Annotated in this window: 18 protein-coding genes; 6 read left to right on the top strand and 12 right to left on the bottom strand. The window is 61.5% G+C overall.

Annotation, left to right across the window (positions count from 1 at the left end):
* Nucleotides 1–11 precede the first annotated feature (11 nt).
* On the top strand, nucleotides 12–758 hold the full coding sequence (locus tag N1058_RS07785) for an isochorismatase family protein (protein WP_265516940.1): 747 nt from the start codon (nucleotides 12–14) through the stop codon (nucleotides 756–758).
* A 58-nt stretch (nucleotides 759–816) separates the two neighbouring features.
* Here the strand turns inward: N1058_RS07785 and N1058_RS07780 are convergent, their stop codons facing one another.
* The 6 genes from N1058_RS07780 to N1058_RS07755 all read right to left on the bottom strand — a co-directional run bounded on the left by N1058_RS07780 (nucleotide 817) and on the right by N1058_RS07755 (nucleotide 7,610).
* A complete protein-coding gene (locus tag N1058_RS07780) occupies nucleotides 817–1,815 on the bottom strand; it encodes an ABC transporter ATP-binding protein (RefSeq protein WP_265516939.1) in 999 nt (332 codons plus the stop codon).
* Complete coding sequence (locus tag N1058_RS07775; protein ID WP_265516938.1) at nucleotides 1,805–2,869, bottom strand: ABC transporter ATP-binding protein; 1,065 nt, start codon at nucleotides 2,867–2,869, stop codon at nucleotides 1,805–1,807. The genes N1058_RS07780 and N1058_RS07775 overlap by 11 nt, the downstream gene beginning before the upstream one ends.
* Before the next feature lie 10 nt (nucleotides 2,870–2,879).
* Nucleotides 2,880–3,782 (bottom strand): ABC transporter permease, encoded by a 903-nt coding sequence (locus N1058_RS07770; protein ID WP_420847954.1) that lies wholly within the window; start codon nucleotides 3,780–3,782, stop codon nucleotides 2,880–2,882.
* A gap of 11 nt (nucleotides 3,783–3,793) precedes the next feature.
* Nucleotides 3,794–4,738: an ABC transporter permease gene (locus N1058_RS07765; protein WP_265516937.1), complete on the bottom strand. Its 945-nt coding sequence runs from the start codon at nucleotides 4,736–4,738 to the stop codon at nucleotides 3,794–3,796.
* 56 nt (nucleotides 4,739–4,794) lie between these two features.
* Nucleotides 4,795–6,381, bottom strand: coding sequence for an ABC transporter substrate-binding protein (locus N1058_RS07760; protein ID WP_265516936.1), 1,587 nt, complete (start codon nucleotides 6,379–6,381; stop codon nucleotides 4,795–4,797).
* Nucleotides 6,382–6,701: 320 nt separating this feature from the next.
* On the bottom strand, nucleotides 6,702–7,610 hold the full coding sequence (locus N1058_RS07755) for an NAD(P)-dependent oxidoreductase (RefSeq protein WP_265516935.1): 909 nt from the start codon (nucleotides 7,608–7,610) through the stop codon (nucleotides 6,702–6,704).
* Between the two features lie 82 nt (nucleotides 7,611–7,692).
* Here N1058_RS07755 and N1058_RS07750 point away from each other — a divergent pair, with 82 nt between their 5' ends.
* The 3 genes from N1058_RS07750 to N1058_RS07740 are packed head-to-tail and all read left to right on the top strand — an operon-like array spanning nucleotide 7,693 to nucleotide 10,705.
* The gene (locus tag N1058_RS07750) at nucleotides 7,693–9,108 is read left to right on the top strand and encodes an MmgE/PrpD family protein (protein WP_338040637.1); all 1,416 of its coding nucleotides are present in this window, start codon (nucleotides 7,693–7,695) and stop codon (nucleotides 9,106–9,108) included.
* On the top strand, nucleotides 9,108–10,529 hold the full coding sequence (locus N1058_RS07745; protein WP_265516934.1) for an amidase: 1,422 nt from the start codon (nucleotides 9,108–9,110) through the stop codon (nucleotides 10,527–10,529). The genes N1058_RS07750 and N1058_RS07745 overlap by 1 nt, the downstream gene beginning before the upstream one ends.
* Complete coding sequence (locus N1058_RS07740; RefSeq protein ID WP_265516933.1) at nucleotides 10,526–10,705, top strand: hypothetical protein; 180 nt, start codon at nucleotides 10,526–10,528, stop codon at nucleotides 10,703–10,705. The genes N1058_RS07745 and N1058_RS07740 overlap by 4 nt, the downstream gene beginning before the upstream one ends.
* Before the next feature lie 73 nt (nucleotides 10,706–10,778).
* On the opposite strand, the gene N1058_RS07735 is transcribed toward N1058_RS07740, so the two are convergent.
* Nucleotides 10,779–11,675 carry a polysaccharide deacetylase family protein gene (locus N1058_RS07735; RefSeq protein ID WP_265516932.1) on the bottom strand — a complete coding sequence of 299 codons (897 nt, stop codon included), beginning with the start codon at nucleotides 11,673–11,675 and terminating at the stop codon, nucleotides 10,779–10,781.
* A gap of 120 nt (nucleotides 11,676–11,795) precedes the next feature.
* On the opposite strand from N1058_RS07735, the gene N1058_RS07730 reads away from it, so the two are divergent.
* Nucleotides 11,796–12,710 carry a LysR family transcriptional regulator gene (locus N1058_RS07730; protein ID WP_265516931.1) on the top strand — a complete coding sequence of 305 codons (915 nt, stop codon included), beginning with the start codon at nucleotides 11,796–11,798 and terminating at the stop codon, nucleotides 12,708–12,710.
* A 424-nt stretch (nucleotides 12,711–13,134) separates the two neighbouring features.
* On the opposite strand, the gene N1058_RS07725 is transcribed toward N1058_RS07730, so the two are convergent.
* Genes N1058_RS07725 through N1058_RS07715 form a run of 3 tightly spaced genes read right to left on the bottom strand, consistent with a single transcriptional unit; the run spans nucleotide 13,135 to nucleotide 14,397 of the window.
* Entirely contained in the window at nucleotides 13,135–13,395 is a 261-nt protein-coding gene (locus N1058_RS07725) for a DUF6455 family protein (RefSeq protein WP_265516930.1), read from the bottom strand.
* Between the two features lie 40 nt (nucleotides 13,396–13,435).
* Nucleotides 13,436–13,696 (bottom strand): hypothetical protein, encoded by a 261-nt coding sequence (locus tag N1058_RS07720; protein ID WP_082143955.1) that lies wholly within the window; start codon nucleotides 13,694–13,696, stop codon nucleotides 13,436–13,438.
* A complete protein-coding gene (locus tag N1058_RS07715) occupies nucleotides 13,693–14,397 on the bottom strand; it encodes a VOC family protein (protein ID WP_265516929.1) in 705 nt (234 codons plus the stop codon). Before N1058_RS07715 ends, N1058_RS07720 begins: the two co-directional genes overlap by 4 nt.
* A gap of 102 nt (nucleotides 14,398–14,499) precedes the next feature.
* Between N1058_RS07715 and N1058_RS07710 the strand changes: the two genes are divergently transcribed.
* Entirely contained in the window at nucleotides 14,500–15,228 is a 729-nt protein-coding gene (locus N1058_RS07710) for a TetR/AcrR family transcriptional regulator (protein ID WP_265516928.1), read from the top strand.
* Here N1058_RS07710 and N1058_RS07705 read toward each other — a convergent pair.
* Both N1058_RS07705 and N1058_RS07700 read right to left on the bottom strand, forming a co-directional pair.
* Nucleotides 15,223–16,512 (bottom strand): TRAP transporter large permease, encoded by a 1,290-nt coding sequence (locus tag N1058_RS07705; protein WP_048649086.1) that lies wholly within the window; start codon nucleotides 16,510–16,512, stop codon nucleotides 15,223–15,225. The genes N1058_RS07710 and N1058_RS07705 overlap by 6 nt on opposite strands.
* A gap of 2 nt (nucleotides 16,513–16,514) precedes the next feature.
* Nucleotides 16,515–17,033: a TRAP transporter small permease gene (locus N1058_RS07700; protein WP_265516927.1), complete on the bottom strand. Its 519-nt coding sequence runs from the start codon at nucleotides 17,031–17,033 to the stop codon at nucleotides 16,515–16,517.
* Nucleotides 17,034–17,067 lie beyond the last annotated feature (34 nt).

The raw sequence follows: 17,067 nt of genomic DNA, 5'->3' as shown, positions 1-17,067 counted from the left end.
AGGAGAACCACATGTCGGAGCGTATCTGGGATCAATTTCTTACCGAGCGGGACAAGCGCGTGTTCGCGAAATCCGGCTTCGGCGCACGCGCCGGTTTTGGCAAGCGTCCCGCATTGCTGATTATCGATGTCAGCTACGCCTTCTGTGATGAAAAGCCGCTCCCGATCGAGGAGTCCATCAAGCGCTGGCACACATCCTGCGGCGAGGACGCCTGGGAAGCGATCGCGCATATTCGCAGGCTGATAGACAAGTGTCACGGGAAGGGCGTCCCCGTCATCTACACGACCGGCACGCGCCGGGAGGACGCATGGGACAGCGGCAGCTGGAACTGGAAGGATTCCCGTTGGACGGAAGAAGGCGCCGATGTCTATCAGACCGAGCTCGACGGCAACCAGATTGTTGCCAAGATCGCACCGGGCGCCAAGGACATCGTCGTGTTGAAGCGCAAGCCCTCCGGCTTCTTCGGCACGGATCTCATAAGCTTTCTCAACCTGCTGCAGTGCGACTCGGTTCTCGTGACCGGTACGACGACATCGGGCTGCGTCCGCGCCACCGTGATCGACGCCTTCAGCTACAACTATCGCGTGGCAGTCGCGGAAGACGCGTGCTTCGACCGCTCGCAGGCAAGCCACGCAATCAACCTTTGCGACATGCATGCCAAATACGCCGACGTCGTGAAAACCGATGAAATTCTCGAACACATCGACGGGCTTCCCGCCGGACAGTTCGAACTCCCCCGCGGCGCCCGGTCCGCGTAGAAACGCGAAACAACCGATGGCATGCGTCGCCGGCCTGGCGACGCATGAAGCCGATTGTTCATCCCACCAGAACGCACCGCGCAGAATGCCCCTGCCCCACAGTGGCATCATGTGGCACGGCCATCGTGCAATCGGGGCGAACAAAGCCGCAACGCGGCGCAAAGGAGCAACCGGCCGGCAATTCCGCAAGATCGGGCGGTGATCCAGGAATCGTTTCAAGGCGGACACCGCGGACGCCTTCATGCACGGTGGAGCGCAGCAGCCCTTGCGTATAGGGGTGGCTGGGATTGTCCATCACCTGGGTTATCGAGCCCTGCTCGACAAAACGGCCGGCATACATGACGGCAACCCGGTCAGCCACCTCGCAAGCCACCCCGAGATCATGCGTCACGAAGATCGTGGCCATCCCCAGTTCATGCTGCAGCTCGCGAAGCAGAAGCAATATCTGGATCTGAACCGTGGCATCGAGGGCCGTGGTCGGTTCGTCGGCCAGGAGCAGCTTGGGTCGACAGGCCAACGCCAGAGCGATCATCGCCCTCTGGCGCAATCCGCCCGAAAGCTCGTGCGGATAGGCGATCAGCCGTCGCTTAGCGGACGGCACCTGAACCAGTTCCAGAAGCTCAAGAGCACGAAGTTCCGCCTGGCGGCGACTGGCACCTTCGTGAAACATCACGCTTTCGGCAATCTGGCTGCCGATCGTGAAGACCGGATCGAGTGACGTCATGGGCTCCTGGAAGATCATCGACACCACGGCGCCGCGGATCGCCCGCAGCTTCGACCGCGAAAGCCCCAGAATATCGTGACCGTCGACATTGATCTTGCCCGACACAACCGCGGTCGAGGGGAAAAGGCGCATCAGAGCGCGCATGGTCACGCTCTTGCCGGACCCGGATTCGCCGAGTAGACACAGGACTTCTCCCTTGCCGAGCGAAAAGCTGACGCCGTTGACCACCGGAACGTTGAAATCCCGTGACCGGAACCGCACCCGCAGATCCTCCACGGTCACGAGCGGCGTCTCGGCAGACGGCAAGGTTTGCTTCAACGGACTAATCTGCATCGACGCCCTCCCACTTTGCCGGACCGGAGTGACCGGACCCCGGAATATGCGCATGACACGCCACGCGATGCGCGCCCCGCGCTTCGGTCAGTTGGGGTTCACGCTGCGCGCAGACGTGTTCGGCCCAGGCGCAACGCGTGCGGAAACGGCATCCAGACGGCGGATTGACCGGATTCGGCGGGTCGCCGGTAACCGGTGCGGACTGCACGCGCCTCCGGGGATCCATCGGCAGGCGCGACGCCAGCAAACCCCGTGTGTAAGGATGCAGCGGTCGGGCATAGATATCTTCAACCGGCCCGATTTCGATGCTCTTGCCAAGATACATCACCATGACACGGTCGCTGACATACTGGACCACGTTCAGGTCATGCGAAATGAACACATAGGTGAGATCGAGGCTTTGCTTGAGGTCTTGCAGGAGGTTCAAAACCTGCGCCTCAACCGATTTGTCGAGCGCCGACACCGCTTCGTCGAGGATCACGACTTCGGGACTGAGCGCCAGAGCCCGGGCAATGTTGACCCTTTGTCTTTGCCCCCCGGAAATCTCGTGGGAGTAGCGCTGGGCGAAGAGGTCCGGCTCCAATCCGACTAGCCCCAGGATTTCGTGCGCCTTCTCGAGTGCGGCCTTTTTCGGCACGCCGTTGGCGCGCAATCCGAAGGTCACCGAATCCTCGATCGTCAGCCGGGGATTGAGCGAGGCATAGCTGTCCTGAAACACCATCTGGACCCGCCGCCGCATGTCGCGAACGGATATTCCGTCGGGAGCGCCGACGACCTTCCCATTGATGCGAACGACGCCTGAATCGGGCGTCAGAAGCCGGATCAGCACCCGGGCAGTGGTCGACTTGCCGCAGCCGGACTCGCCGACGATTCCCAGGGTCTCGCCCTTCCTGACGTCGAACGAAACGTCGTCGACGCCTTTCACATAAGCGGTTTGCGACCGAAAGAAGCTTCCTCCGAGCGGGAAGTACTTCTTCAGGTTTTCAGCCGCCAGAATGGGTTGCTCAAGGCCTGCCTTCCGGTCTGCCTCGGTATTCCCGGTGGTCGCGTTCATGTTCATGTTCCTAAACCTTGACGTCCATCGCGGTGCGCAAACCGTCGCTGATGAGGTTGGCACACATGGATGTGACGAAAATCATGATGCCGGGCAGGATCGCGTTCATCGGAGCGATGTAGATCGCGGGACGCAACGTGCTCAGCATCGAGCCCCATTCCGCCTCCGGTGGAACGATGCCCAGGCCCAGGAAGCTCAATCCGGACGCCAGGACGATCGCGACGCTGACGAGGCTGGAAGCGTAGATCATGACCGGGCCGACGACATTGCTGAGCACGTGGCCGCGAATGATCTGCCAGTCGGACGCGCCGGTCGCCCGCGCCGCCACCACGAAGTCCTGGTTTCGGACCTGCGTGGTGACGCTTTCCCCAACACGCGCCAACGACGGAATGAACACCAGAGTAAGAGAAACCAGGCTGTTGAAGATCCCCGCCCCGAGGACGCCGGATATCGCGACGGCCAGCAGCACCGAAGGGAATGCGTAGAAGACGTCGATCGTGCGCATGATGATCATGTTGGTCGCGCCGCCGGCGTATCCTGCGACGATCCCCAAGGTTCCGCCGATCAGCGTCGCGAGCAGGATCGGCGCGAAGCCCATGAACAGCGAAGTCCGAGCGCCATAGATCAGGCGGGTCAGCAGGTCGCGGCCAAGTTCGTCGGTGCCCAGCAAATGATCGGGGTGTCCCATGGGGGCAAGGCGCACCAGAATGCTGGTCTTGTAGGGATCGTAGGGCGCGATCACGGGCGCGAAGACCGCCACAAGGGCGATGACGAGCAGGACCGTCGTGCAGGCGATCGTCACGGGATCACGGGACAGCCTGCGTGCGACGGAATGCCAGAAGCTACGGGAGATGCGCGCCCGGGGGATATCGCTGCCGGAGGCCGCTGCTTGGGTGGAGGTTGGAGTGTTCACCGGCTCTACCCCTAGTTTCTCTCGATGCGCGGATCGAAGAGCGCCTGCGCGAGATCGACCACGAGATTGATGACGACGAAGAACATGGAAAGGATCAGAATCGTCCCCTGCAGGAGCGGGAGGTCGCGGGTGAAGATCGCGGTGTTGAGAAGAAAGCCCGTGCCCGGCCAGGAGAACACGGTCTCCACCAGGATCGAGCCGCCCATGAGATAACCGAGTTGCAGGCCCATGACGGCAAGCAGCGCGGGAGCAGAGTTCTTCATGACGTGGATGAAGACGCGAAACGGCGAAAGACCCTTCGCGTGGAGCGTCTGCACGAATTCCTGCTTTCTGACTTCGGCAACCGTTCCGCGAACCGAGCGCGCGATGATCCCCGCCGGAATGACCGACAGCGCGATCACGGGGAGAACGAAATGCCTGAGGTTGGCCCAGGAAAGGAACGGCGCGCCCTGCCCCATCCCCATCGCCGGCAACCAGTCCTGGTTGACCGCGAAGATCACGACCAACACCAGTCCCAGCCAGTAGTTGGGGACGCTTATTCCCGCGACGGCGAACGCCGTCGCGGCGCGATCCGCCGGCGAACCGGCGGTGTAGCCGGCGATCGTGCCGAGCAAGAGACCGAAGACGAACCCCACCAGAACCGCACCGCCGGAAAGCAGGAGTGTGTTCACAACGGCGTTCGCAAGCTCGCCAAGCACGGGCCGCCCGGTCATGATCGACGTGCCGAAGTCACCAACAATGACGTTGGACAGCCATGAGAAGTATTGGACAGGCAGCGACCTGTCGAAGCCGTAGGCCGCTCGCAGTTCGGCGAGCAGTTGCGGGCTTGCGCTCTCCGGCGCAATTGCGTCGATCGGATCGCCGGGCGCGATGTGAAGCAGCAGGAAGCAGACGAGAGACACACCGACTGCGATCGGAACGGAATAGAGAATTCGGCGCAGTGCGTAGTTGAACATTCTTGCCCCGTTGATTGGTGCTAAGCCGGTCGGGCCCCGCCCGACCGGCGCGTGCATCAGCTGATTTCGACCGACGTCAGGTCCTGCAGCCAGCTTTGGGCCTGCACAAAGCCTTCCACCTTTGGCGACAGCGCGCGTGGGTTCAAGTCGTGAACCATCCAGATCCACATGGCCTCATCGACAATACGACTGTGTATGTCCGCCAGGATCTTGTCCTGCTCCTGCTGGTCGAATGTCTCTTTCGCCTTCTTGACGAGTTCATCGACTTCGGGGTTCGAGAAATTGCCCCAGTTATAGCCCGTCGGCGGCGCCTCGTAGGAGGCGGCGGTCTTCAAAAGCGCGATATCGGGATCCCAGAACGCCCAGCTGTTGTTCACGCCGTCACGCCCTTCGTTTTCCGGCGCGGCTGCTCCGGCCCGCCGTCGTCCCCTCAGGGACTCCCAGTCAAGGACCTCGAATTCCATGTCGATACCGACGGCCGCGAAGTTTTCCTTGATGTACTCGTTCATCGGGATAGGCTGCATCTGCCCCGAGCCGGATGGTGCAATGATGACCTTGATCTGGGCAGGCTTCTCAGGGCCGTAACCGGCTTCCGCAAGCAGACGCTTGGCTTCCTCGGGATCATAACGAAGATCGAAGTTCGGTTTGCCGAACCATGGGTGTCCCTCGGTGACCATTCCCTTGGCAGGAACGGCGAGACCGCCGAGGAGTTTCACCAGACCGTCGCGATCGATAGCGAGATTGGCGGCCTGGCGGACGCGAACATCCCCGAAGGGCGAATCCTCGCGTGCGCTGATCTCGTAGCACCAAATGTGAGGATACTGGTTCGTGACGATCTGCATTCCCGAAGCCCTCAGGCGCGGGATGGCGTCAGGCGGCGGCGCTTCGACGAAATCCACCTGACCTGCAAGCAGCGCCGCGATGCGGGTGTTGGGATCGGGCATTGGCAGCAGAACCAGGCGGTCGCATTTGGGGATCCGGCCAGGGTCCCAATAGTTCTTGTTGCGCACCAGTTCGATGCGTTCGCGCGGAACGAATTTGTCGACGATCCAAGGCCCCGTGCCGGAAGCCTTGAAGGCGAATTCTTCCCAGCTCCCCCCCAGTTCTTTCCAACGCGCCGGGCTCGAGAAGAACAGGTTGGCGAGATTGTAGATGAGAACCGAGTCCGGACGCTTGGATCTGATCTCGACGGTGTAGTCATCGACCTTCGACCATGAATCGATTCCGCCGTAATATTGGGCGGCCTGTGTCGATTGCGCCTGATCAAAGTGTGGCGCGTCCTTCTTCATCAGTTTCTCGAGATTCCATACGACCGCGTCGGCGTTGAACTCCGACCCGTCGTGGAACTTGACGCCCTGACGCAGCCGGAACGTCCAGCGCGTCGTGTCCTGTTCGTCGACCGTCCAGCTCTCCGCCAGTCCGGGCACGAGCTTGGCGGCTTCGTCAGCCTTCGAGAGGTCCCAGCGAACAAGCCCGTCATAAACCGTGATGCCCATGAAGCGCAGGCCTTCGGTTCCCTGGCTTGGCGCACCGGTCGTCAGCGGGACATCGCTGACCGTCATCGCGACCCGGAGAACTTTTTCTCCAGTCTGCGCGAACGCCTTGCCGGCGAACGGCAGGGCGAACGCCACTGCCCCAGCCACGGAACTCTTCAAGAGCGCACGGCGATGAATGCGTGACGCCTCTTCTCGGTTTCTCCTCATATTCTCCACTCCCCTTATCGTTCGATCCTCGTTTCCATCCGATCCTCCACGATCGTATGATAAGGCTTCCTCCCGCAATTCCCGTGCCACTCCGAAGAGCCTGCTGCGAATCTGGCGCTAAATCGCCATTTGCGGCCAGTTGCCGAGCCAAGAACGTCGGCGGAAGCTCGGCCGCTGCAAACCGCGAGGCCCGGAAGGGCTATAGGACGGCGCAACATGTCTTCGGCAAAGACACTCGTGTTGTCACCGCGCACAGAAGCTCACTCCCCGCCGGCTCGTCCTCGCACTTCCACGCCGGCCCAGGCCTCGTACATCTTGACGATCGTCGTGAAATCCTGCTCGCCATGCAGGTTTGCCCAGCCGCGCCATATCTGGAAGATGTGCCCGGCAATCGGCGCGGGAAGGCCGAGCGTATCCGCGAGATCGAGAAACAGAGAAAGGTCCTTTGCCGCGAGTGAATTGGTGGCTCCGGCATTGAAGGTCCGCGGCAATATCGCTTGCGGAAACTTAAGTTCCGTCGCGGAGTTTTTCCCCGAACCCGAATTGATGATCTCGACCAGAACCTCGGGATCGAGCCCTGCCTTGACTCCCACGGTGATCGCCTCGCTGCTTGCGGCGAGTGCGGTAAAGTTGAGCATATTGTTGATCAATTTCGCCTGCTGCGCTTGCCCGGGCTCTGCCCCGACATGAAAGACGCGGTTTCCCATCGCGTCGAATGCCGGGCGCGCTTGCTCCAACAGGACAGGTTCACCGGAAACGATGAACGTCAGCGTACCATTTACCGCGCGCCCGACACCGCCTGTCACCGGAGAGTCGAGAAAGCCCCAACCCTCGTGCTTCAGGCGTTTGGCAATCTCCGCAGCTCCTTCCGGTCCGGTCGTGGCGAGGTCGATTACACATTTGGGTCTACCCGCCGAAATCAGCCCGCCTTCGCCGAAATAGACCAGCATGTTGGCCTCCAGACTGGGCAGGCATGTGAAGATCAGATCGGCGGCTTCTGCGGCGGCAGCGGGTGTATCCGCCCAGTTTGCACCGCTCTTCACAAGGGTGTCGCCGGAAACCTTCCGCCGGCTGTTTATCGTCAGGTCGAAGCCTCCCTGCAGAAGGCGCATTGCCATGGGTGTGCCGATGGCACCCAGTCCGACGAAAGCAAGCGGAGCTTTGGGCATTTCCTGTTCCTTACTGAATCCAAGCGGTGGGCGAATGTATCTGGTTTAGCAATTTGCGGGCCATATCGATTGCGTTGGCCCAATGCTTGCTTATTGGTTTGTCGGGCGCCAGTGCCCGGCATCAGAAAGTGGAAGCATGATGGAGCAAATCGGTCTTGTCGGAGAGCTCGCGCGGCATCGCGCCGGCATCCGCTTCGAGGACATTCCGGACCCGATCCGGCATGAAGCCAAACGAGCCTTGCTCAATTTCCTCGCCACCTCGATCAGCGGCGCGAACGATCCCACCATGGCGGTCTTCGCAGCGTCGTTGAGCGGAACCGCCGGGTCGCGAAAGGCAACGGTCATCGGCCGCGCCTTGAAGTCGGATCATCTGTCCGCCGCGTTCCTCAACGCCGCAAGCGCCAACGTCGCGGACTTCGACGACACGCATCTGCCGACCATCATTCACCCGACTGCTCCCGTCGCGCCCGCTCTGTTTGCGCTGGCCGAACGCGGCAAGCTGACCGGCAGGCAGTGGATCACCGCATTTGCCGTCGGTGTCGACATCGAATGCCGGATCGGATTGGCCCTGGCGGCTGCACACTATCAGCGTGGATGGCACATCACCGCCACCTGCGGCGTGTTCGGGGCGGCCGCAGCGGCGGCACATGCTCTGGGGTCCCCGAACGATGTCTTTGCCCATGCGCTCGCCTGTGCCGCAACCCAGTCTGGCGGGCTTGTCGAGGCGATCGGAACCGGAAGCAAAAGCCTCGGTATCGGCAATGCGTGCCGGAACGGTTTGTGGTCGGCGGAGCTGGCCGCCCGCGGCCTCACGGGACCAGCAACGGCCCTTGAGGGTACGCATGGATTGTTCGCGGTGATGGGAAGCCCCGACAGCGCAGGAGTATTGCTCGAGGGGCTCGGGGACAACTGGGAACTGGGGAACAACACCTACAAGCCATATCCCTGCGGTGTCGTGATCAATCCGGTGGTCGACGCCTGCCTCGAACTCCGGACGCGGCTGTCCGGCGGAGCCGAGGGGATCACCAGGGTCGTCGTTCGAGGGAACTCTCTGCTTTTGAAACGGGCCGACCGGCCTCGCCTCGCGCAACAGCGGGACGCTCAGGTCAGCCTTCAGCATGCTGCAGCGACCGCACTGCTGCATGGCATCCCGACGCCCAGGCACTTTACCGAACCGTTCCTGTCGAACAGCCAGATGGCTGGCCTTCGGGAACGCATCTCGGTTGCAGAAGATCCATCCCTGGAGGTGGATCAGGCGGAAGTCGAACTGATCCTGGCTGACGGCCGGTCATGGACGCAGCGGACGGAAGAGGCCAGCGGCGGCCTGAAAAACCCGTTGTCAGACGGCGCCCTCACGCAAAAATATCACATGCTGGCTGATGAATGCATCGGCCGGGCCAGGGCCGAGGAACTTGCTGCAACCGTATGGAGTCTGGAGGACTTGGACGACGTCGCAAGCCTGCTGGGCTTAACTCTGCCTGTCGGAACCGCAGGCTGATGGCGATGACAAGCACCGATCGTCCGACAGCGCCTCTGGATCTGTCGATCGAGCAGCTCGCGGTTCATTTGCGGAACCGAGACCTGTCATCCGTCGAGCTCACCCGCCTGTCCATCGAACGCGCCGAAACCAGCAATCCGCAGCTCGGTGCATTCATTACCATTTGCGCTGAAGCCGCCTTGAAGCAGGCCGCCGCGTCCGACAGGAGACTTGCCGAAGGAGACCCGCGCAGCGCGCTTGACGGGATTCCCGTTGCGCTCAAGGACAACATCGAGATGCGCGGGATCCGCACAACCTCGAACTCACGAATTTTCGAGCACAGCGTCCCGCGGCAGGATGCGGAAGTGGTGCGGCGGCTAAAGCGCGCCGGCGCCGTCATCATGGGGAAGACCTCGCTGTTCGAGTTCGGCCATGGCGGTCCCGCTTGGGATCTGCCTTGGCCGCCAGCGATCAATCCATGGAGCGCATCGCACCTTCCCGGCGGCTCGTCATCCGGATCAGCAGCGGCCGTCGCGGCGCGCATCGTGCCGCTGGCGCTTGGGACCGATACCGGCGGATCGGTCCGGTGGCCGGCGGCCGTTTGCGGCATCAGCGGGCTGAAGCCCAGCTATGGCGTCGTCAGCATGGAGGGGATCCATCCCAACGCGCCGTCTCTCGATCATTGCGGTCCCATGGCGCGCACCGCAGCGGATTGCGCCCTCGCGCTGCAGGCGATGGCCGGCGCGGGTCGTGCCGACCCGTTCACCCCTCGCCGCAGAATACCGGCCAACCTTGCCCGGATAGACCCGCTGCCCCGACCGTTGAGGATCGGCCTGGTGAGGCATTGGTATGCCGACGACGCGCATCCGGACGTGACCGCCGCCGTCGACCGGGCCTCGGAAGTGTTCGAAGCCCTCGGAGCGCGGATGGAACCGGTGACGCTGGCGCCGTTGCGAGACTACCAGGATTGCAAGACGGTGATCTCGATGAGCGAGATCCATGCGGCCTATTCCCACTTTCTGCAATCCTCTCCGCAGGAAATGGGCGCCCTGATGCGCGAGCGCATCTTGCCCGGCAGCCTCATTCGGGCGGAAGACTATTTGCGGGCTCTGAAATGGCGAAGGCATCTCACGCACCGCATGGGCATGCTGTTGACCTCGTATGACCTGCTTCTGACTGCCGGTTGGCTTGGCACCGCCGAGCCCAACGATCCCGACGGGGAGAGCACGCGCGCCGCCCAGCCGCTGGTGACCATGCCGTTCAGCGTTACCGGTGTCCCGGCGATGGCGATCCCCTGCGGCTTCTCGAACGCCGGGTTGCCGGTCGGCATGCAGATCGCCGGCGCTCATCTTTCCGATCGCCTGGTGCTCAGCGCCGCGCATGCTTATCAGGATGCGACCGAGTGGCACCTTTGCAAGCCGCCGGAGGGCGCACGCCTGTGAAGATGCCGCGCAAGACACCGGACTTCCATGCATTTCTCGCCATGGAAAGCCTGAGCCTGCCCGAGGAACAGGTGCGGGAGATGGAGAGCGGCTATCCGGCGCTGATCCGCCTGCTCGAGCGCCTTCGCGCGAAGACCGAAGACATCGAGAAGCCAAGGCCGCGCGAGGCTTCATAGAGCAAAGCCGGCCGCGGTGCCATGGCGCCTCGCAGCCGGCCTGACGTCGCCCTGGAAGGCAACGTAGTTTTCGCTATCTGCCCCTGGTCGATGTGTACCAGTCGGCAATCTCGCCGCCCTTGGCCAGCCAGACGGCGTCGTGCGCGGTGATGTGTTTGAGCGCGCGCTCGAAGTGCTTCGCCCGGTGCGGCTGCCCGATCAGGAACGGATGCAGGCAAAGCGACATGACCCGGCCGGTCGATGCGCCATCAGCGTAAAGCTGATCGAACTGGTCGCAGATCGCGTCGCCGAAATCCCTGCCCGACAGACCTTGTTCGAGGAAGGCGGTGTAGTCGTTCATCTCCACCGAATACGGCATGGACAGCATGGAGCCCGAGCGCACGCGCATCTCGTAGGGTTGATCGTCATTGGTCCAGTTCGCGACGTACCGGATGCCGTTTTCCGCCAGGATATCCGGTGTCTGATGGGTTTCCGTCAGGGCGGGGCTTAGCCAGCCACGAGGCGCCGTACCCGTCGCCTGGGTGATGGTGGACACGACTTCCTTGACGATCCTGCGCTCTTCGTCTTCGGGAATCCCGGTGATCACCGACGAGTTGTTCGTGCCGTGTCCCATCCATTCCCAGTCGAGCGATTGCCCGGCCTGGATGACGGCAGGATAGTGGACGCAGGCATCCGAGTTGAGCGCGACCGTGCCCTTCACCCCGTATTTTTCCATGATTTCCATCATGCGCCAGATTCCGACGCGCACCCCGTAGTCCCGCCACGCGTAGTTCAGGACATCGGGCACGAAGCTCGTCGTCGACTGGATGATCGAGCTCGACGGGCGATCGAACAGGAAATGCTCGATGTTCGGGATCACCCACAACGCCACCCGCGCCCCATCGGGCCATTCCAGCTTGGGGCGGCTCGTGATCGCCGAAAAATCAAAGCGACCGTGCTCCTGCGGCGCAGTGCCGACGGTATCAGGCATAAAATTCACTCCTTGTTGGGGAACAGTCCGACTGTGACCGCCAAGATAGGTTTGACTTGAATTAGAGAACAATGAGAGATAGTTCCGGACACTCAAGATGATTTGTCCGGAAAGATTGAAATGGATGGCCTTGGATCTCTCAGCGCCTTCGTGCACGCCGCGGAACTTCGCAGTTTCACCGCGGCGGCGAACCAACTCGGCATCTCGGCATCGGCGGTCGGCAAAGCGGTCGCCCGGCTCGAGGAGCGGCTGCAGGTCCGGTTGCTGCACCGATCGACCCGGACGATCACGCTGACCGGTGAAGGCGCGCTGTTTCTCGAAAGGTGCCGGCGCATTCTGGCGGAAGTGGAAGCGGCTGAGCTGGAGCTGTCTCAGACGATCGAGCGTCCCCGCGGTAAACTCAAGGTCAGCATGCCGATCGTGTCGATGCTGATGATGCCCGCGATCCTGCGATTCATGGACCTCTACCCCGAGATAGAGCTGGATCTCGATTTCTCGGACCGCCTCGTCGACGTCATCGATGAAGGTTTCGACGCTGTCGTTCGAGCCGGGCACCTGGCGGATTCCCGTCTCATGTCACGCATGCTGGGGCAATTCAGCCTCATTCTGGTCGCCGCCCCTCAGTATCTCGAACGGGCCGGAACACCGCGCGTTCCGCGCGATCTGATGAGGCACGCCTGCCTGCACCATCGCTATGCCACGAGCGGCAAATTGGAGCCCTGGCCGCTCCAAGAGGGCGAAACAGAGTTGCGCCCGGACCTGCCGACGACCGCGGTCGTCAACACGATCGAGCCGCTGATCATGATGGCCGAGCGCGGCATGGGGATTGCCTCCCTGCCCGATTTCGCGATCGTCGACCAGCTCGCCACGGGCCGCCTCGTCGCCGTCCTGCCGGACTTTGTCCGGCACGAGGGTTCATTTCGCCTGCTTTGGCCGACCAACCGTCACATCGCGCCCAAACTCCGGGTCTTCGTCGACTTCATGGCCGCGAACCTTTTTCCAGCGTCTCCTCATCGGGAGCCGACCACTGCATAACCGGCAGATACCCGGGATTGCTCGTTAAGCTCAAGCAGCGAAGCTGTCTCGTATTCAAGTCACGTTCTCAATGTCCGCCTCGGGCAGATAGACATCGGAGCCATCTGTCGCCATCGCCCAATGAGGGGCGGCAGCGGAAACAGCCAAACGAAGGCCCGCTGAATGGCTAAGATGCGGTCGGTGGCCGAACGTTAGCCATCCTACAACCCCGCAGCCGGAAGCAGATCGTCTGTTCCAGTCCCAGACAAGACAAGCTGTAGGGATGCCTACGCTGCCAAGTTCCGAGAGAACAATCGGAGCCTGTAGCGTACTTCCGGTAGGTGTGGGGATTGGCGGCAGCTGTCCTCAGACTCGATACCCTAACGTTGCATCCCCCTATGCTAGACCACGCCAGAGCGACGTTTACCCAGTGGCGATCAGTGCCTCAGCTTTTCGATCGCACTCCACTCAGATTGCGGAAAAAGCCCCTATTTGCGCAGTATTCCGGCACAGGCCCAGTTTCGCGTTCGTCGGCCAGCAATAGGCTGTATTTTTCGGAATGTCGACAGCCGATGCAACGCACCACCGTTCCACGGTACTCTGCTGGGTTTAGGCGACCGTTCAGGAGAGCTTCGCCCAGATCGAGGCCTGCTCGCCGCGACATGGCAGCCATCAGGCCGTCATGCCTTGCGAGCTTCGCAAACATCTTCCTCTCCTCTCTTACTGTACCTGATCGGCCACCCCTTTCAGAGCGGACGGTTCGTGCCAATGACGCGCACTTCATCCCGGCCCCATTCGGCGATCTCGCCATTGAGCCCACCGGTGAAGATGCCGTACCAGACAGCCGGTTTCATCTTCATCGCCTTCCGGGAGAAGGTGAGTTGGGTCGGGGCCTGGATTGTCCAGTAGCCCTTGACCGGACCCGAGATCGTAACCTCGGGATTGTCGCGTTGGGTTTCGACCATCGGCCGAAACTCGGGCACGTCGATGACATGAACCTCGATCATGAGGCGCTCTCCTTGTAGGCGTCGACCAGCTTGGCCTTGCGACGCCAAACAGTGTCGATATCGGGCATCAGCTGACCGGCCTCCCGGGATTCGGTCTCGATTTCCAGCGCGGCCTGGATCGTCAGTTTCGCGTCTACCTCATCGATCAGTTCCGTCTCCCTGAGCCGCCGCGTAATCTCGACGGGATAACCATTGGGATCGGTGAAGTAGATCGATTCGAGGATCTCGTGTTTCGTATAGGGCGAAACCTTGATGCCACGGTTCTCGAGCGTTTCCTTCCACTGGATGAGCTCTTCTTCCGTATCCACGGCCCAGGCAGTGTGGGTCGCGAAATAGAAATGGTGTTCCTCGGGCCCGTATCTCTCGGGCCGCTCGCTTCCGATGTAGTAGAAGAATGCGATCGTCGCGCCTTTTCCCGCATCGAAGAAGAAATGGAGGAAGTCGTGATGTCCCGGAGGCCCCCAGCCCCGCGCACTGATCGCATGAACAAGCGGCAGGCCGAGGATATCGCGATAAAACTCCACCGTCTCGTTGAGCTTCCATGTCGGTCGCGCGGTGTGATCGACCCCGCGAAGGACAAGCTGCACGCCGTCCTCGGAAGCGTGTCGGGTCCCCGTCAACTCACCGGTGCCGACCCCCATCGCATCGTTGAAACTCTTCGCGGACGACGCGTCTTCCCGGGTTCCCAGTTTTTCCGGCATTCCTGTGTCTCCCTTAGCGAGCGGATCTCATCAATTATTATTGATAGTATCTCAATTAAATCAGGTTGCCAAGGAAATTGTGAGTATGGCAATAAAATGCATATGAACGCAGTTCGGGAAACGAAACGAGGCCGTGGGCGCCCCCGGTCCAATGGCGACGCAGGCGAAGGCCTGGTCAACCGCCAGATGATCGTGGATCTGGCATACGATCAGGCCCGGACCCAATCGATCGACAATGTTTCTTTCGTGCAGATGGCCCGCGAACTCGGTGTGAAGCCCGGTGCGCTACATTATCACATTGGCACCAAGGACGATCTCGCCTCCGCCATCCTGAACCGCTTCTACAAGGAGCTTCTGGCCAAGCTCGACGGAATACCAGGCGACCTTGGATGGCGAGACCGCGTGACGCTATTCGCGCGCATACTGATGAACTGCGAACGCAGCCATGTCGGCGCGGCCGAGCACATTCAGCGCCATGCGCGGTTCCGGGTGTTCCAGAAGGTTCGTGATGGCGAGACGGACTATGGTGCGCGCTACCTCGACCAGACCTTTTCCATGCTCAAGGATGCAGGCTTCGATGCGGAAACTACCGCCATTTTCTATCATGTGCTCGCATTACACTGCCTGGCGACCGCTACATCGGCGAATACCCGGCTGGAACCTGCTGCCCATGAGAATTTTCTCATAGAGAAGGCCAACGCCTACCAATCCGGCGAGATGCCCGGGCTGGAATTCGGATTGCGCGCCTTCGCACGGGTCCGTGCTGATGACGCTTTCGAACTGGGTCTCAAGGCGCTTCTTGACCGCTTCGCTCGACTGCGTCGGTCATAACCGCGACGGCAGCCAGGTGGCGAGTGGCGGAAACGCCCATACCAGAACAAGCGTCAGAACGATCAGTCCGATAAATGGCCAGGAGGCGGCATAGATGTCCCTCAGACCAACTGCGCGCGGGCTGGATGCGCTAAGCGCGAAGAGTGCATAGCCAAACGGCGGTGTGATCGCCCCAAGCGTCAGGTTCAGAAGGAACAGGGTCCAGAACACCAGCGGGTCGAAACCGAAAGTGACCAAGAGCGGTTTGTAAATCGGGATCAGGATCAGCATGAGCGCGATCTGGTCGAGGAACATGCAAAGCACGAAGGGGATGAGCATCAGGAGTACGAGGACCGCGACCGCCGGCAGATCAAGCGCGGTGAAGACCGCGACGAGATCGTTCGTCAGACCGGAAAATGCCATGAGCTGCGTGAGGATCTTCGAGGCCGCCATGATCAGCAGGATCATCGAGGACATCAGGATCGAGCCCTTGAGCGCTTCGACCAGCATCGACGCGGAGAGCTTACGGTAGATCGCCGCGACCGCGAGTGCACCGAACACGCCACAGGCCGCCGATTCGTTGGGCGTGGCGACGCCGAGCAGGATCAAGCCGAGTACAGCGAAGATCACGATGGAGAACGGCAGGAGCGACAGTACCGCCTTCCACACCGGACCGCGCGGCCTGTCGTTACCGCGCGTAATGTCGCGCGACGGATCGCGCCAGAGCAGCACTTGGATGTAGAAGAAGAACAGCACGCCAGCCACGATACCGGGCAACACGCCAGCCGCCAGCAAAGCCGAGATCGAAGTTCCCGAGAGCATGCCGATCAGGACCACGAGGAAGCTCGGTGGAATGATCGGGGCGAGACAGGCACCGCCGAGGACAAGCCCCGACAGAAGATGCTTGTCGCCGCCTCGCTCGACCCCCTCAGCCATGACCGTGCGCCCGAGCATTGCCGCGACAGCGATGGCGGAGCCAGAGAGTGCGCCAAGCAGCACCGAGATGAGCACCACGATGACGTATTGCCGCCCGCGGACCCGGCCAACGATGTCATCCACGGCGTCGAACAGGATGGTAATGCAGCCGGAGCGGAACAGGAGTTCACCGAGTAGGATGAACAGCGGTACCGTAACGAGTTCGGAAGTGGTGACAGTATCGAGGATAGAGGCCGAAAAAATCGACAGCATCTGCGGCCCCATGAGCGTCAGCGCCGCAAAGATGTTGAAGCCGAAAAAGGCCGCAAAGACGGGTACCCCAAGAAGAAACAGCGCGAAGAGGAGGACGCCACCGGCATAGATCGGCATGATCAAAATCCCTCCGGCTCGGCGTGGGGAACGGCTTGGTCGACGTTCTTTCCGCCCAGGACTTCGAATAGCATTCGCAGGACGTGCAGACCCGAGGATGCGAACCCGTAGAAGATGAACGCGAGAAGCCACCAGCGTGGAATCGGATATCCGGCCGCAGTCAGCGTACCGGCTTTGAAGGCCGTGGCGAGCGATTGCCAGACGATCCAACTCATGACTGCGAGGATCGCCAGTGTCAGGAGCAATGAACCGCCCCCGAGAAGCCGCCGGACCGCGGGCGCCGTGAAGTAGGAGATCAGGATGTCCATGGCAACGTGCTGGCCGCGCCGGGTCACTGCTGGCGTAGTGACAAAAACCGATGCGGCCAGCAGATAGCCAGCCCAGTCCGGCACCCAGCCGATCGGCGCGGCCAGAAAATACCGCGACATGGTGGCGATGAAGGACAGGGACGCGATGGCGGCCAGCGCCGCAATACCCAGCCAGAGGCCAACTTCACTGGAACGATCGTGAATCTTTCCCATAACAGAGACCACTGCTTCTCCTCCCTTCCAGACC

It is taken from the genome of Nitratireductor luteus (assembly GCF_026162365.1).
Taxonomy (GTDB): domain Bacteria; phylum Pseudomonadota; class Alphaproteobacteria; order Rhizobiales; family Rhizobiaceae; genus Chelativorans; species Chelativorans luteus.
The sequence above is the reverse complement of the archived record's forward strand: the minus strand, read 5'-3'. Positions and strand labels throughout refer to the sequence as shown.

Coding starts and splice junctions, on each gene's coding strand:
- N1058_RS07730 (WP_265516931.1), top strand. CDS start 11,796: ATGGATGGCCTTGGATCTCTCAGCGCCTTCGTGCACGCCGCGGAACTT.
- N1058_RS07750 (WP_338040637.1), top strand. CDS start 7,693: ATGCTTGCTTATTGGTTTGTCGGGCGCCAGTGCCCGGCATCAGAAAGT.
- N1058_RS07725 (WP_265516930.1), bottom strand. CDS start 13,395: ATGTTTGCGAAGCTCGCAAGGCATGACGGCCTGATGGCTGCCATGTCG.
- N1058_RS07765 (WP_265516937.1), bottom strand. CDS start 4,738: ATGTTCAACTACGCACTGCGCCGAATTCTCTATTCCGTTCCGATCGCA.
- N1058_RS07700 (WP_265516927.1), bottom strand. CDS start 17,033: ATGGGAAAGATTCACGATCGTTCCAGTGAAGTTGGCCTCTGGCTGGGT.
- N1058_RS07780 (WP_265516939.1), bottom strand. CDS start 1,815: ATGCAGATTAGTCCGTTGAAGCAAACCTTGCCGTCTGCCGAGACGCCG.
- N1058_RS07755 (WP_265516935.1), bottom strand. CDS start 7,610: ATGCCCAAAGCTCCGCTTGCTTTCGTCGGACTGGGTGCCATCGGCACA.
- N1058_RS07785 (WP_265516940.1), top strand. CDS start 12: ATGTCGGAGCGTATCTGGGATCAATTTCTTACCGAGCGGGACAAGCGC.
- N1058_RS07705 (WP_048649086.1), bottom strand. CDS start 16,512: ATGCCGATCTATGCCGGTGGCGTCCTCCTCTTCGCGCTGTTTCTTCTT.
- N1058_RS07720 (WP_082143955.1), bottom strand. CDS start 13,696: ATGATCGAGGTTCATGTCATCGACGTGCCCGAGTTTCGGCCGATGGTC.
- N1058_RS07715 (WP_265516929.1), bottom strand. CDS start 14,397: ATGCCGGAAAAACTGGGAACCCGGGAAGACGCGTCGTCCGCGAAGAGT.
- N1058_RS07745 (WP_265516934.1), top strand. CDS start 9,108: ATGGCGATGACAAGCACCGATCGTCCGACAGCGCCTCTGGATCTGTCG.
- N1058_RS07775 (WP_265516938.1), bottom strand. CDS start 2,869: ATGAACGCGACCACCGGGAATACCGAGGCAGACCGGAAGGCAGGCCTT.
- N1058_RS07735 (WP_265516932.1), bottom strand. CDS start 11,675: ATGCCTGATACCGTCGGCACTGCGCCGCAGGAGCACGGTCGCTTTGAT.
- N1058_RS07710 (WP_265516928.1), top strand. CDS start 14,500: ATGAACGCAGTTCGGGAAACGAAACGAGGCCGTGGGCGCCCCCGGTCC.